A 13800-nucleotide genomic window follows, 5' to 3' on the forward strand; every position below is an offset into this window, starting at 1 on the left:
GTGTTCGAGTCACTCCGTCCCGACCATATAATTGAAAGGGTTGCGAGATTTTATCTCGCGACCCTTTTTTATTTTCGATCGTTCTTACCCCTACAAAATCACCGGCTCTGGGTGGAAGGCATTTCAATTGCCGCTGAGCCATAGCCAATTGGCGATCAAACTTGGCGTACGCGCAGAAAACATCAGCCGTCCGCTGGCCGACTGGCATCGCCAAGGGGTCATTGCTGGCCAGCGCGGGCAGTGAAGTTCCTCGACCGCGATGCACTTCGCGGTTTGAGTGGGGGGCCTGACCGGGTGTGCTGGAGGACGGCAAGAATCAGACGCTTCGACTGCCCGTCGAACTGACCTCCCGATCCTTAAGGCAAGGCCAATGCGTGCCGTATTTCCAAGTCGTGCTGGTGATCGCGTGCCCATTCGCGCAGGGCTTGAATAAACGCATTACTCAAAGGGGAAGTCTGGCTGTCGGCACGGGAAGCGATGCCCAATGGGCGCAAGGGATATCGATTGTGCACTGCAAGGCGACTGAAGCGCCCGGACCGAACCAGTGAGAGCGCGACCGGACTTGGGATCAGGCTCAGAAAATCGGTCCGCTCAAGCACCTCGCTGAGCAAACTCAGGGAGGCTGTTTCCATGGCAATGGCGCCGCGCATCACACCCAGCGAGACCATTGCCGCATCGACATCACAGCGAAGAGGGTCGGGTTCCAGGCACGCGACCCATCGATAGTGACGCAACTCGGCAGGTGTCACAGCGTCGGCGTGTGCCAGCGGATGATCGATGCGAGCGATCACCTCCAGATTGTTCTCCAAAAGAGGCTCAAAACGCAGCCCGTGCTCGGGCGGCAGCATCTGGGTACCGCCAATCACCAGATCGAGCTGACCGCTGTCGAGTTTCTCCAGCAGTTGCAAGGTCGAGCCCGGTGTTACGCGGATCGAGGCTTTTGGCCGGTTTATGAGAAAGCGGCTGACCGGCTCGGCAATCAGACTGTTGGCCATCGAGAACGACGCCCCCAGACGCAGTTCACCGACATCCCCCTGGCGTAGAGACGTGCCGGCCGTGGAAGCCTGTTGGCTCAGTTCATACAGCTTGCGCCCGTAGGAGGCCAGTGCCTTGCCCTCGTCCGTGGGGTGGGCGCCGTGCTTGCCGCGCACCAGCAACTGCACGCCCAGTCGTGATTCGAGTAAGCGGATGTTGCGACTCAGTCCGGGCTGGGTCAGGCCCAGCCGCCCGGCAGCGGAATGAAAGGAACCCAGCTCGACGATGACATGAAGCTGGATAAGGTGACGGGGGTCGATGATCACAGCGCTTGCCCTGAAGGTTTGGCCGGATACTAGCAATCCGCTCAGCGCCCGTGAAGGAACGATCTGCGCCGTGCAGTCGTCGCCTCTGGTTCGATGCCAAAAGTTATCGATGTGACGTGCGCGTGCATTCTTTTGATTAGACCCTGTTTATCGGCGCCCTTACCGTGATGCGACATCGTTTCCCGACGATCAATCACCACAAGAAAAAGGACAGGGTCGCCATGACGATTCGTAATATTCAGCATTTCTCCATGAGTGTTCCGGACCTGGAAATTGCCCGGGTTTTCTATGAAGACTTTGGCCTCGACACGTTCTATCGGGATGGCACCCTGGTGTGCCGCTGTTTCGGTCGCGACCAGGATCAGATCATCCTGACCCAGGGCCCGCGCAAGCGGCTGACCTATGTAAGCTTTGGTACCGATAGCGAGTCGCTGGCGGGCATCACCCAGCGTCTGGAACAGGCCGGGATCGAGCTGCTCGAACCACCGGCCAACGTCCCACCCCAAGGCATCTGGCTCCGGGATTTCGACGGCATGCTGACCAACATCAAGTGCGCCGAAGAAGCGCCTTGGGACACGGCCCCACGCGTGACCTACAACACCCTGGACAATCGAACAGCGCGTAGCGGACGCAGCGAGTTGCTCGACGAAAAACCAACCAAGCCGAGGCGAATGGGCCACGTGGTGCTGTTCTCCACCGACCCTAATCGCAAGGTTGAGTTTTACAACGAGATGTTCGGTATGCGCCTTTCGGATCGGGTTGCTTCCTTCCTGAATTTTCTTCACTCGTCCACCGGCAGCGATCACCACATCGTCGCCTTTGGCAAATCCAATACCTACGGCTTGCACCATGTCGGTTTCGATGTCGGCACCACCGATGAAGTCGGCGCGGGGGCGCGGCAGATGGTCAACAAGGGTTATATCCCTGGCTGGGGCCCTGGGCGTCACTTCGTCGGCTCCAATACCTTTGCGTACATCCGCGATCCATGGAACAGCATGCACGAGTACTTCGCCGACATGGACTACATCGGGCCGCAGGCGAACTGGGAACCGCAGGATTGGCTGGAAGTCGGCACGCGCAGCATTTGGGGTGAATCCGAGCCGCTGGATTTCCCGAAAAACTTCGAAACACCAGAACTCGATCGCTGATCGATGCCCCGATCATTTTTGAGACCGGGGCTGCGGCCCCGCTTTCTCTGTACAGGAAATGAACATGTCAGCGGTGTCTGAGTTTCAGCAAAACCTCTTCATCGACAATCAATTTGTTGAGGCCGCCAAGGGAACCACGTTGCGGGTGATCAACCCGTCCACCGAGCAGGTCATCACTGAGGTGGCGTCCGGGGGGGAGGACGATATCGACCGTGCAGTGCGCTCGGCACATCGGGCATTCGAGGGTGAATGGGGAGCCACTGATGGCTGCACGCGAGGGCGATTGTTGCTGCGTCTCGCGGAACTGGTGGAGCGCGATGCACAGCGCATTGCCTCTTTGGAAAGTATCGATAACGGGAAGGTCATCGGCCTGTCGCGACAGGCCGATGTCCCTAACCTTGTGCGCACCTTGCGCTATTTCGCGGGCTACGCGGACAAACTCGACGGACGCAGTATCAGTGTTCCGCCCATGTTTGGTCAGCCGGTATTCGCCTATACGGTGCGTGAGCCCCTGGGCGTCATCGGGGCCATTGCCGCTTACAACGCGCCTACCATGTATGTCGGGTGGAAAGCGGCGGCGGCCTTGGCAGCGGGTAATTCGGTCGTGCTCAAGCCGGCGGAAGAGGCGCCCCTGTCCACCTTGCATATCGCCGCTCTGGTGCAGGAGGCCGGCTTTCCAGCAGGGGCATTCAATATTGTCCCCGGCGTCGGTTCGGTCGCGGGCAGCGCCCTGGCCAATCATCCACTGGTGGCCAAGTTGAGTTTCACGGGCAGTGGCACGGTGGGGCGCATCCTCGCCACGCAGGCCGCGCAGACGCTCAAACCGTTGACCCTGGAGCTGGGCGGCAAGGCCGCGCAACTGATCACCGACAGCGCCGACCTGGCCGTTGCAGCCCCAATCCTGGCGATGGGCTTTCTGGCCAACCAAGGACAAATTTGCGCTGCCGGTACGCGCTTGCTGGTTCATCGCAGTCGGGTCGAAGAATTGGTCGAGCGTTTGTTGGTGATCCTGTCGACGCAAGTCATCGGCAATGCGCTTGACCCGAACACGACGTTGGGCCCGGTGATCAGCCAGCGTGCCTTGAACCGAATCATCGATGCCTGTCTCCACGCAGAAGAGCAGGGCGCGCAGAAAATCTGCGGTGGTCGTCGCGTCGACCAACCTGGCTATTTCGTCGAGCCGAGCCTGTATGTCGGCACTAATGCGATGAACATTGCCCGCGAGGAAATCTTCGGGCCGGTGGCCTGCATCATCCCGTTCGACGATGTGGATGAAGCGGTGGCAATCGCCAACGACAACGCCTACGGACTGAGTGCCGGGATTTTCACCCGCGAACTCAGTGAAGGCCATCGCCTCGCCCGGCGAATGCGCACGGGGGCCGTGTGGATCAACGGCTTCGGTTTGATCGATCCGTCCATGCCATGGGGAGGCATCAAGCACAGCGGTTACGGCCAGGAAAACGGCACCAATGGCCTGGACGATGTCACCCACGAAAAAGTTGTAGCCGCGCTGCTGTGAAGCAACAGGCACGCACCGAAAAATTTTTGACCAGGAGAAGTGAATGCAAACCCCAGTATCAATTCCGTCCGATGGCTTACAACTTGCTGGCGTGCTGCACGTGCCGGATGGCGTCAAGGAGCCGCGGCCCGCGGTGGTCGTGATGCACGGTTTTGGTGGCAACAAAGATGGCGAAACCCACGTCGTGGAGGCGTTGCTGTACGAGAAGCTTGGCTATGTGGTGCTGCGCTTCGATATGCGTGGCTGCGGTGAAAGCGGTGGTCAGCCCGGGCGCATTATCTGCCAGGACCAGGTTGCCGATGCGCGCAATGTGGTGACCTGGCTGACCGCACGCCCAGAGGTGGCCAACGGACGCATCCTGCTGAGCGGCCAGAGCTTTGGCGCTGCCGTGGGGATCTTTGCCGGCGCGGTGGACATTCGCGTTGCCGGGGTGGTGGCGCTGGGTGGTTGGGGGGACGGTTTGCGCAAGTCTCAAGACCAGCATCCCTCGGCCGAAGCCTGGGAGCGATTTACCCAAACCATGGAAAAAGGCCTTCGCCATCGCGAGCAGACCGGTGAGAGCCTGATGGTTAAGCGCTGGGACATCGTCCCGGTGCCAGAACACCTGCGTGGTCATTTGCCGCCCGGTTCGATAATGGACTTCACCGCGGAAACCATGGCCAGCATTTGCAGTTTCCGGCCCAAGGATGTCATCGACCAGTTGGCGCCACGCCCACTGCTGCTGTTGCATTCGGCGAACGACAGTGTGACCCCGACTTCACAGGCCATCGAAGTTTTTCAGCACGCCGGAAAGGGCGCCGAGCTGATTTTGCTGACCGAAGTTGACCATTTCCCTTTTGCCGATGGTGGCACGCGCCTGACGTCGATCTTGCAGGGATGGTTGGCGCGGTACTTTCCACTCAGCGAATAATTTCATGTTGCGCATCAAAAAAGCGCTGCGACCAACTCATTTCCAGCTAGTGGAAATGCTCAACGGCCGGATGTAGTCGAGGTTTATATTTGGGCCTCTCGTCGCCACCGTAACTTGCGGCGCGATAAAACGGGCCAATACGGGAGCCTTGGCCCGCCTTTGAAATAAATCCGCAGTGTAACGACTCAATATTCCTGGTCGATAAGTGGCGGCTATGTCCTGCGCTCGGCCCAGGAAAAGTGATTGGACGTTTCAAGTTTTTTTGATTGCTGCTTTGCCAACAAAAATAATTAATAGCGAAGGATGTATTTGATGAATAAGTTTCTCGATTGCATGCGTGCCCAGTCGAACAGGGTAATGCTGGCTTCAATGTTTGCATTTTGCAGTTCTGTCTACGCGTCAACTTATGAACCCACCGGGATAAACCTGGGGGGTACCAGCTTCATGGATGGTTTTGGGCGAAATGATCCGGGTTTTACACTGATCGAACTTTATCAATATAAAGACATCACCAAGATCAGCGATCACGGTGGCGATCAAAAGGTCATTTTCAATGATCCTGAAGTGGAAAGTCATGCGCTGACGTCTCTTGTGTCCTACACCTCTCCGTACCGGTTGTTCGGCGGTAATCTCGGCTTCGAAGCTTTGTTGCCGCTAGTCCACGTAAAGGCGACGGAAAAAGACGACAGCATCGTGCCTTTCGATTCGGACAGTGGAACACGGTTCGGCGATGTTACTTTCGGCCCTTACTTGCAGATGGACCCCGTGATACGTGACGGGCGCCCAGTATTCGTACAGCGTTTCGCGCTCACGGCCATTGCGCCAACGGGTGCCTACAACGACAAGCGTTCCGCTACGGTGGGTTCGGGTTTCTGGTCGTTCAACCCTTATTGGGCGATGACTTATATGCCGACGCCCAAAGTCGAAATGTCGACCCGTCTTCATTATCTCTATAACGGCACCAATAACTCGCCTAATGCACCCGCACCCGGCATTGAAAGTTTCCAGGCCGGCGAAGCGGTATGGGCGAACTTCACCACGTCGTATGAGTTCTGGGAGCATGTGCGGGTCGGTGTTAACGGCTACTACTTCAAACAGATTTCGGACGACGAGGAGAATGGGCATCGCGTCAGCGATAGTCGCACGACCAGTTTTGCCATTGGGCCAGGTGCGACATGGCAAGTAGACTCGAAAAACATTCTATTTGTTAATGCTTATAACCCGGTGACGGCGAAAAACACGATTTCCGGATTCAGTCTGGGCCTGCGCTGGATTCATGTGTTTTAAGCCTTCGTTTGTTTGAGTTGATGGGTGTAATACTTTTCGCAAGTAAGCGCTGGAGTAAGCATGAACAAATTATTTGAATCTGCGCTTTATAAGTTACTTGTCATCTACAGTTTGGGAGTGCTGGCTGCGATGTCGGTGGGCGGTGCCATTCCTGTTCTCGACTCGATTGCAGCGGAGTTTCATCCTGACAGCCCGGCCATGGTGGGCCTGATCGTGTCGCTGCCGTCGTTAATGGTTGTCCTCGGGGCCTTGGCGGTGGGGTATCTGGTGGACCGTTTTGGCGACAAGCTTGTGTTGATCATTGGCACCTTTGTCCTGGTCGCAGGTGATGTACTGGTGGTCAGCGCCGGCGACCTGACGATGCTCCTGGCGGGGCGCGTCGTCAATGGGCTCGGCTATGTTCTGATGTCGGTGTCTGCGATTACGTTGCTGATCCGCGTGACCCCGGCAGTCCAGCGGCACATGGCGATTGCAGTCTGGGCGACGTTTGTCCCCATGAGCATGATTGTTCCGTTTCTAACGGCCAGCTGGGTCGCAGGCAATTGGCGCTATGAATTCATCGCGCACGGCGTCATCGCCGTCATGGTCATTCTGATGTTGATGGCATCGATACCTTCTCGCGAGAAGCCTTCCGAGCAGCGCTCCAGGATCAGCGGTCTGGGACGAGTCATACGCTCGCCCTGGCCCTACATGCTGGGCCTCTCCATCGGCGGTGACGCATTCCTGCATGTCGGCATTATTTCGACCCTTGGGCCGTACCTGCAAAAGGAATACGGCGCGAACCTGATGTTCGTCAACGGCTGCAATATCGTTGCCATGGTGTTGAACATGATCGGCTGCCTGACCTTCGGCAAGTTACTTCAGACCCGATTGTCGCCCGTCAAAGTCGGTGTATTTTCGATCCTCGCCACGGGCATTCCCGCCATTGCCATTTACAGCTTGCCCATTGGGGTTGCAGCTTCGATTGCCTGCTCGTGGTTTCTTATGTTCTTCAGCGGTGTGCTGACGGGCATGTGGTCTTTCGTGCCCAACGTTGCGCCTTCGGAGTCCAGTATCGGCGCCACCAGCGGTCTGGTTACCCAACTGACCTTACTGGGCGTGCTGCTCAGCGGGCCGATCTGTTTCGCGGTGATCAGCCACGAAGCGCCGATTTCCATGGCCGCGGTGATCGTGCTCGGGTTGCTTGCCTGTCTGGTGCGTTTGCCCATTCTGGCGCGCGGCACCGTGCCACTTTGGGCTCAGCGCACGACCGCGGTGAATGCCTCAGCGTAATGACGTTGATTGTTTAGAAGTGCCATCTGGGCCCACGACGGGGCCCAGATTTTTTGCCGGGGCCACGAGGTCCCGGTTTTTTTTGAGCTGATGCATGGCACAGGCTACAAACATCGATAAAAAAAGCCCGAGGTGCATAAGCAGCTCGGGCTGGAGGAGGGCGTGACCTAGCGTGCGAGGATCCTGGTCATGACGTCAGCCAGTTCGGCGTACGGCTCATTGGGGGTGGACTGAGCCCTGAACGCGATGTGTCGATCAGGTCGTATCAGAAGGCATCCTCCCACGCCGATTTCACTGGTGTGAGCCCAGTCACCATAAATGTCGTCCGCTTCGGCTCCCAGGCCTATCGTCACACAGTCCAACGGAATCGACAGCGCGAGTGCCAGTTCACGCGCTGCGTCTTTCCAGGCATTGCCACTGATGCCGGTCAGCAAGGTAAAGCGTCCTTGTCCCACCAGGTCGAGGGTAGACACGTCCTTTTTATCGCGTGACAGCCAAACGTGAGGCAAGGAAGCGCCGGCGAGGGTTGTCGGCTGGTAATGGATCTCTGCGTCGAGGGAGTTTTGTGGCACTGCGCCCTCGGACATGATGGCCTCGGAACGGTAGAACTGGCCGAGTTCCACGCCCAGTGCATTGAAGTTGTAATCCTGGTTTTTCAACGCTTGATTGAGCTGTGAACGGCGCGCCTCGCCCTCGGCGTCAGTGGCGAAGGTTTTTTGCAGGCTTTCCCAGCCTTCCTGCTCCGTTTGACCAGGACGCAGTCCGACCGCTGCCACCAGTGCGAACAGGCTTTCCAGAGACTTGTTGGCCCGCAGGACGACCTGTTGGGCCACGGGTTGACGCTCTGCGTTATAGGACTCGAGCAGCGATGGGCCAGCCATACCCTTGAGTATGAAATCCAGTTTCCAGCACAGGTTGAACGCGTCCTGGATACAGGTATTGGCCCCCAGTCCACCGGCGGGAGGGTGACGATGCGCAGCGTTGCCCGCGATCACGACGCGACCTTTGTGCATCTCCTTGGCGTAGATCTGATTGATGGTCCATTTGCCTGTGGAGATCAGGTGCACATCGAGTGTCGGATCGCCCACGTATTGACGAGCCAGTGCGGTGGCGGCGGCTTCACTGGTATCGGGCTCGCCCAAGGCCGGATCGTAGGGCATCGACATCACCCACTCATCCCAAGGGTTGACGTTGACGAAGATGGCCGTGGTCGACATGAAATGGCTGGCCGGTTGCAGAATCTGGTACAGCGCGCCAGGACGATAGCCCGTATAGGGCGTCAGATCCGCCTTTATCCAATAGTTGAGCATGTGGCCCAGGCCCATTTTGCCTTCCACTTCAAACCCGATGTCTTCGCACACCTTGCTGTTGTCACCGTCGGCGCCGACCGCGTATTTGGACACGACCTGAATGTCTTCGCCGGTGATTCGATCGCGACAGGTGGAATACACGTGCTCATTGTCCTGACGCATCGAGATCAGTTCGAGGCTGAAGCGCACCTGTGCCCCGAGTTCGCGGGCAGCCTCGCACATGATGGGTTCCATGACGTGCTGGTGGATGTTGCACAGGTCCGAAGGGCTCGCCCGTTCGTACTCCGATTTGCGCTCAGTGCCTGCCCCCCAGGCTTTACGGCGCGCGAGTTCCTGGCCGGCAAAACTGGTTGCCCACACGACCTTGCCCATTAGCTTGCCAGGCATCGCCGCGGCGATAATGCGATCTTCGATGCCCAGGTCGCGAAACACTTCCATGGTCCGCTGGTTGATGATGTGCGCCCGGGGTGAGTTGGCAAGGCCCGAGTACCGGGTAATCGCCAACACATCCACCCCTTGCTTGGCCAGCAAGGCCGCACAGGCCAAACCTGTAGGGCCGGCGCCGACGACGAACACATCCACATGTAGGGTCTTTGTCACTTTTTAACTCCCGTCTTCGCTGTTGTAGTTTTAAGGATGCCCATTCACTAGGCATTGCGCTCAAATTACCTTTTGAACGAGGGGCCTGAGCGTGGGTTTTCTGTCTGATGGACAGAGATAGCGGAGTAAAAGAAGACCTCAAAACAGAGGTCTGTTTGATGAGGCTGATGGTTGGGGCTACATCTGAAATTGTTTGACGATGTGCTCAAGCTGCTTGCCGAGATCGTTCAGCTCCGCACTTGAGCTGGCCGTGTGATCACTAGCGCTTGCGGTGCGCTGCGTGATGTCGCGCACGTTTATTACGCTGCGATTGATGTCCATGGCGACGAGCGCCTGTTGCTCGGCGGCTGTCGCAATTTGTTGATTCATCTGTTGAATGGTCGAGACGGTACGGGTGATTTGCTCCAGGGATGTACCGGCTTGGCGGGTCAGATCCACACTGCTGGCGGCGAGTTCTCGGCTGGTTTCCAGCACGGATGCAACGTGCTCCGCGCCGTCCTGCAGGCTGATGATCAGTTCTTCGATTTCTTCCGTCGATTGCTGTGTTCGCTGCGCCAGGCTGCGCACTTCGTCGGCGACCACGGCAAAACCTCTTCCGAAATCACCTGCGCGCGCGGCTTCAATGGCGGCGTTGAGGGCGAGCAGGTTGGTTTGCATGGCCACGGAGCGGATGACATCGAGCACAGAGCCGATCCTGTCGCTTTGCTCTTTGAGCGTGTTCATCGCGGTGGTGGATTTTCCGACTTCGATGGCCTGTCGTTCGATCTGCTCGATGACTTGCCCCACAACCACTTCGCCTCCGCAGGCCTGTTGGTCGGCCGCCACTGCGGCCAGTTGAGCCTGTTGGGCGTTATGAGCGACCTCTTGCACGGTAGCGGCCATTTCATTCATCGCCGAGGCAACCTGTTCGGTTTCGTTCTTCTGCGTGTGGATGCCTGAACTGGTCTGCGTGGCGACCGTCGAGAGGCGCTCTGCGGCGTCGGTGATCTGCATCACGCTGTTGCTGATATTTCCGATCAGGTTACGCAGGTTCATGACCATCCGTTGCATGCTGTGCTGCAACTGCCCCAGCTCATCCCGGCGTTCAACCACGATGACTTGTGTCAGATCACCAGAGGCGATGCACTCGGCCAGCTTCAATGTCTGCTGGAGTGGTTTAACGATCTGTCGTGTGATGAACCCTGCGGCGAGCACGCCCAGGATCACGGCCAGAGCAAGGCTGGCGACGATCGTTTGCTGGGCGCTGTGCACATCACTGGCGCGTTTGCTGGCTTGATAGTCGATCAGGTTCTGATTGAGGGCTTCGAGTTGGGCGCTCGATTCGAAGAGTTGTTTGCCGACAGTCTCACTGGTAGCCACTTCATCGCAAAAACGCCGCAGGTGCTCGCGATACTGAGCCAGCGCCAGGGCTGTCTGTTGCATGTTGGAGGGATTGCTCTTTGATTCGGCGAGGACTTTACCGACTTCATTGATGATTCTGTTTATTTGCGCCAGGGCACTGCGACCTTTTTCCGGATCGTTCGTATAGTCAAAATCGTGCACCTGCAATATGAGTTGCTGAATGCTCTGAAAGAGCGGCCTGACCGATTGCAGGTTAATAACGCCCTGCTGCGCGTCACCCGAGCCACGGACAATGTCGTTGACCGCCTCATTCAATTGTTTGCCGGCCAGTCCGATGGTGTTTTCAAGAGTGCTGAATTCGCTGTCGCGATTGGCAAAGCTCTCGCTGATACGCGCCAGATGAGCCCGGTAAACCTTGGCGATGAGTTGTTGCTGTGAAAGCAGTTTCCGTTCCTCCGGGGTGGTCAGCAAGGAGGCGAGGTGCAGGTGTTGTGCTTCGATCAGATCCAGCGTTTGAACGATGTCCGTGGCGGCCTGTTGGCTGTGGCGACTTTGGTAATGCGCGTACTGCGTACTCAGGGTCTTGATCAGGCTGTTGATGCTACTGATCTGACTGATCTTGTCGCTGCGCTCGATAATGCTGTGAGTGCTGTACCAGCCGGTCGCGGCAATGATCATGGTTAACAGCAGAATGATGCCGAATCCGATCGAAAGTTTGGCGTTGATCCTGATATTGCAAAAACAATCACTGAGCCATCTGAGCATGGAATCCCCCGAAGTGTCGTGCACCGGGGCACGACCCGTCTGGCATACGAATGAAAAGAAAGTGCCCACGCCATTTCGGATCACGTGAGCGACCGTTACTCGGGCGAGGGCACTTCTCGTTTCGACTGGGCGTCAAAAATGCAGGGCAGGCCTGGCGGTCAAGACACTTGAACCACGCGGTTTTCGATATAGCCCAGATGTTCGATTTCGGCGCGCACGACGTCGCCGGGCTGAAGCAGCTTGCCGAGGGCAACGCCTACGCCCGACGGTGTGCCAGTGGCGAGAATGTCACCGGGCTCAAGCGTCATGACCGTGGAGAGGTATTCGATCTGTTGGTAGATGTCATAGATCATGTCGCCGGTGGTCATTTTCTGGCGCTCTTCACCATTGACCGTCAGGCGCATTTCCAGCGCCAGGGGATCTGCGATTTCATCGTCCGTGGTCAGCCAGGGGCCAATCGGGCCGTGGCTGTCGAACGATTTGCCCAGGGTGAAGGTGGGGGAGCGTTGCTGCCAGTCACGGGCACTGACATCGTTGGTCACCAGGTAACCCGCAATCACGGATCGGGCATCGCTAGCCTTGACGTTACGGCAACGCTGGCCGATGACGACCCCCATCTCGATTTCATAATCAAGCTGCTTGACCGCAGAGGGGAACAGGATCGGATCGTAAGGGCCTGTCAGGCAGGACACTTGTTTGTTGAACCAGAGTTGGCTGCTCGGGATCGGAATACCGGCGGCGCGGGCTTCTTCGGCGTGGGCTTTGTAGTTCAGGCCAATGGCCAGGTATTTCTGAGGATCGTTGACCGGATTCTCAAGCTGTACGGCCGACAGGGCAAACGCGGGCGAGCGGGCTGCTTCCAGGGCCGGGCGCAATTCGGGAAGGCGTCCGAGTAGTTGGCGCATCGAGTCGATCACTCCAGGAACACCGGAAAGATCAATCACCCGATCGCCTTCCAGTTTCCCGATACGCGTGCGGCCGCTTTCAGTAAAACGAACGATTTTCATAGAGTATCTGCCGTCTTGTTGTTTGTATTTGATTGAATGAGCTTTGAAATAACAGCCACTAGTCGCGCACGACCGTGAGCTGGAAATTGAGGAACTTCCATCCTGAAAGCGTGCGCCTGAGCACCTGGGTGACAAAGCCACGCATGTGTTCTTCTTTGCCATCGGCAGTGCGTATCTGATTGATGATCGGGCCTGTCAGGATGGCCATGTCATCGTTACCACGAAGGGTCAGGGTGCCGCGCTGTATCGCGTAAAAACCGCGTTTGCGGGCGATGTGTTCCAAAAGCTCAGGCTTGGTATGCACCAGGCCGGTGCTATGAACGTGCAACAGATCGTCATCGAAGAGATCTCTTAATGTGTCGATATCCACATCGACCAACGCCCGTTGCCTGCGCTGTTCCAACTCAAGAATTGCGAGTTCAGTTTGCTGATCGAACATGACGGGTTCCTGTCAATGAACTGGACGGGGGGGGCTGATCAGATCAACCCTTCGTACGAGCCACCGTCCAGTTGCAGGTTCTGGCCTGAGATGTAGCTGGCCTGGCTGCTGCACAGGAACGCACAGGCGTCGCCAAATTCCTCGGGCCGGCCGAGGCGTTTTGCCGAGATGGTTGAAGCAATCTGGCGACGGGCTTCTTCATTGCTGACGCCTTGTTCTTTCATCAGGAGTTGGGCCATGAATTCCTGGCGTGGTGTATCGATGCGTTCAGGCAGCAGGTTGTTGATCGTCACATTGTCCTTCACGACTTCAACGCTGATTGCCTTGCTGATAGCGGTCAACGCAGTCCGTGCGGACGTGGACAAGCCCATGATGTAGTGAGGCGATTTGACCATTGCCGACGTGATGTTGATGATCCGGCCAAAACCCCGGGCCTGCATGCCGGGAATGTAGGCACGCATCAGTTGCACGGCCGGGATCATGTTGGCTTGCAAGGCGCCGAGCAGTGCTGTTTCGTCCCAGTCTGCGAGGCGACCTGGGGGAGGGCCGGCGTTGTTGTTGACCAGGATGTCGACCTCTGGTGTTGCTTCCAGAATATCGGCGCGCCCCTGGGCGGTCGTCAGGTCCGCGACGACGGTCATGACCTGCGCACCGATCACTTCGGTGCGCAGCAGATCAGCTGCATGCTGCAGCTTTTCTTCATTGCGGCCATTGAGGATGATCACGACGCCTTCGCGAGCCAGTGCGCGGGCGCAGGCATAACCGAGCCCTTGCGATGAAGCCGAAATGAAGGCTGTACGCCCTTTGATACCTAAATCCATTGCTGTTGTTCCTCTGATGAAATCGAACGCATGTCGCCGCGATGGCACGTCGAATGGGTAGCGTTCGAGTAACGATGAGC

At 57.5% G+C, this 13800-nt stretch carries 12 protein-coding genes and 1 pseudogene; 6 read left to right on the top strand and 7 right to left on the bottom strand.

What is annotated here, in order from left to right; all coding sequences use genetic code 11:
- Nucleotides 1-127 precede the first annotated feature (127 nt).
- On the top strand, nucleotides 128-244 hold the full coding sequence (locus NTD84_RS30055) for a helix-turn-helix domain-containing protein (protein ID WP_410017351.1): 117 nt from the start codon (nucleotides 128-130) through the stop codon (nucleotides 242-244).
- 112 nt (nucleotides 245-356) lie between these two features.
- Here the strand turns inward: NTD84_RS30055 and NTD84_RS14365 are convergent, their stop codons facing one another.
- The gene (locus NTD84_RS14365; protein WP_262166592.1) at nucleotides 357-1301 is read right to left on the bottom strand and encodes a LysR family transcriptional regulator; all 945 of its coding nucleotides are present in this window, start codon (nucleotides 1299-1301) and stop codon (nucleotides 357-359) included.
- Nucleotides 1302-1522: 221 nt separating this feature from the next.
- Here NTD84_RS14365 and NTD84_RS14370 point away from each other — a divergent pair, with 221 nt between their 5' ends.
- From NTD84_RS14370 to NTD84_RS14390, 5 genes are all read left to right on the top strand, one after another.
- Nucleotides 1523-2449, top strand: coding sequence for a VOC family protein (locus NTD84_RS14370; protein ID WP_262166595.1), 927 nt, complete (start codon nucleotides 1523-1525; stop codon nucleotides 2447-2449).
- A gap of 64 nt (nucleotides 2450-2513) precedes the next feature.
- A complete protein-coding gene (locus NTD84_RS14375; protein ID WP_262166597.1) occupies nucleotides 2514-3968 on the top strand; it encodes an aldehyde dehydrogenase family protein in 1455 nt (484 codons plus the stop codon).
- 43 nt (nucleotides 3969-4011) lie between these two features.
- Nucleotides 4012-4878: an alpha/beta hydrolase gene (locus NTD84_RS14380; protein WP_262166599.1), complete on the top strand. Its 867-nt coding sequence runs from the start codon at nucleotides 4012-4014 to the stop codon at nucleotides 4876-4878.
- Nucleotides 4879-5190: 312 nt separating this feature from the next.
- Nucleotides 5191-6165, top strand: a complete 975-nt coding sequence (locus NTD84_RS14385) for a transporter (protein ID WP_262166602.1) — start codon at nucleotides 5191-5193, stop codon at nucleotides 6163-6165.
- Nucleotides 6166-6225: 60 nt separating this feature from the next.
- On the top strand, nucleotides 6226-7437 hold the full coding sequence (locus NTD84_RS14390; protein WP_262166604.1) for an MFS transporter: 1212 nt from the start codon (nucleotides 6226-6228) through the stop codon (nucleotides 7435-7437).
- Between the two features lie 167 nt (nucleotides 7438-7604).
- On the opposite strand, the gene NTD84_RS14395 is transcribed toward NTD84_RS14390, so the two are convergent.
- From NTD84_RS14395 to NTD84_RS14415, 6 genes and pseudogenes are all read right to left on the bottom strand, one after another.
- Nucleotides 7605-9347 (bottom strand): FAD-dependent monooxygenase, encoded by a 1743-nt coding sequence (locus tag NTD84_RS14395; protein WP_262166607.1) that lies wholly within the window; start codon nucleotides 9345-9347, stop codon nucleotides 7605-7607.
- A gap of 177 nt (nucleotides 9348-9524) precedes the next feature.
- Nucleotides 9525-10397: a methyl-accepting chemotaxis protein gene (locus NTD84_RS30060; RefSeq protein WP_410017357.1), complete on the bottom strand. Its 873-nt coding sequence runs from the start codon at nucleotides 10395-10397 to the stop codon at nucleotides 9525-9527.
- Nucleotides 10383-11453: pseudogene (locus tag NTD84_RS30065) on the bottom strand (methyl-accepting chemotaxis protein); the annotation flags it as partial. The pseudogene NTD84_RS30065 and the gene NTD84_RS30060, both read right to left, overlap by 15 nt.
- A 158-nt stretch (nucleotides 11454-11611) precedes the next feature.
- Complete coding sequence (locus NTD84_RS14405) at nucleotides 11612-12460, bottom strand: fumarylacetoacetate hydrolase family protein (protein WP_262166613.1); 849 nt, start codon at nucleotides 12458-12460, stop codon at nucleotides 11612-11614.
- 58 nt (nucleotides 12461-12518) lie between these two features.
- The gene (locus NTD84_RS14410; protein ID WP_262166616.1) at nucleotides 12519-12899 is read right to left on the bottom strand and encodes a nuclear transport factor 2 family protein; all 381 of its coding nucleotides are present in this window, start codon (nucleotides 12897-12899) and stop codon (nucleotides 12519-12521) included.
- A 38-nt stretch (nucleotides 12900-12937) separates the two neighbouring features.
- Nucleotides 12938-13720, bottom strand: a complete 783-nt coding sequence (locus NTD84_RS14415) for an SDR family oxidoreductase (protein ID WP_262166618.1) — start codon at nucleotides 13718-13720, stop codon at nucleotides 12938-12940.
- Nucleotides 13721-13800: the final 80 nt, after the last annotated feature.

It is taken from the genome of Pseudomonas sp. 14P_8.1_Bac3 (assembly GCF_025466085.1).
Classification (GTDB): Bacteria; Pseudomonadota; Gammaproteobacteria; order Pseudomonadales; family Pseudomonadaceae; genus Aquipseudomonas.

Coding starts and splice junctions, on each gene's coding strand:
- NTD84_RS14390 (WP_262166604.1), top strand. CDS start 6,226: ATGAACAAATTATTTGAATCTGCGCTTTATAAGTTACTTGTCATCTAC.
- NTD84_RS14405 (WP_262166613.1), bottom strand. CDS start 12,460: ATGAAAATCGTTCGTTTTACTGAAAGCGGCCGCACGCGTATCGGGAAA.
- NTD84_RS14370 (WP_262166595.1), top strand. CDS start 1,523: ATGACGATTCGTAATATTCAGCATTTCTCCATGAGTGTTCCGGACCTG.
- NTD84_RS30060 (WP_410017357.1), bottom strand. CDS start 10,397: ATGCAACGGATGGTCATGAACCTGCGTAACCTGATCGGAAATATCAGC.
- NTD84_RS14415 (WP_262166618.1), bottom strand. CDS start 13,720: ATGGATTTAGGTATCAAAGGGCGTACAGCCTTCATTTCGGCTTCATCG.
- NTD84_RS14385 (WP_262166602.1), top strand. CDS start 5,191: ATGAATAAGTTTCTCGATTGCATGCGTGCCCAGTCGAACAGGGTAATG.
- NTD84_RS14410 (WP_262166616.1), bottom strand. CDS start 12,899: ATGTTCGATCAGCAAACTGAACTCGCAATTCTTGAGTTGGAACAGCGC.
- NTD84_RS14375 (WP_262166597.1), top strand. CDS start 2,514: ATGTCAGCGGTGTCTGAGTTTCAGCAAAACCTCTTCATCGACAATCAA.
- NTD84_RS14380 (WP_262166599.1), top strand. CDS start 4,012: ATGCAAACCCCAGTATCAATTCCGTCCGATGGCTTACAACTTGCTGGC.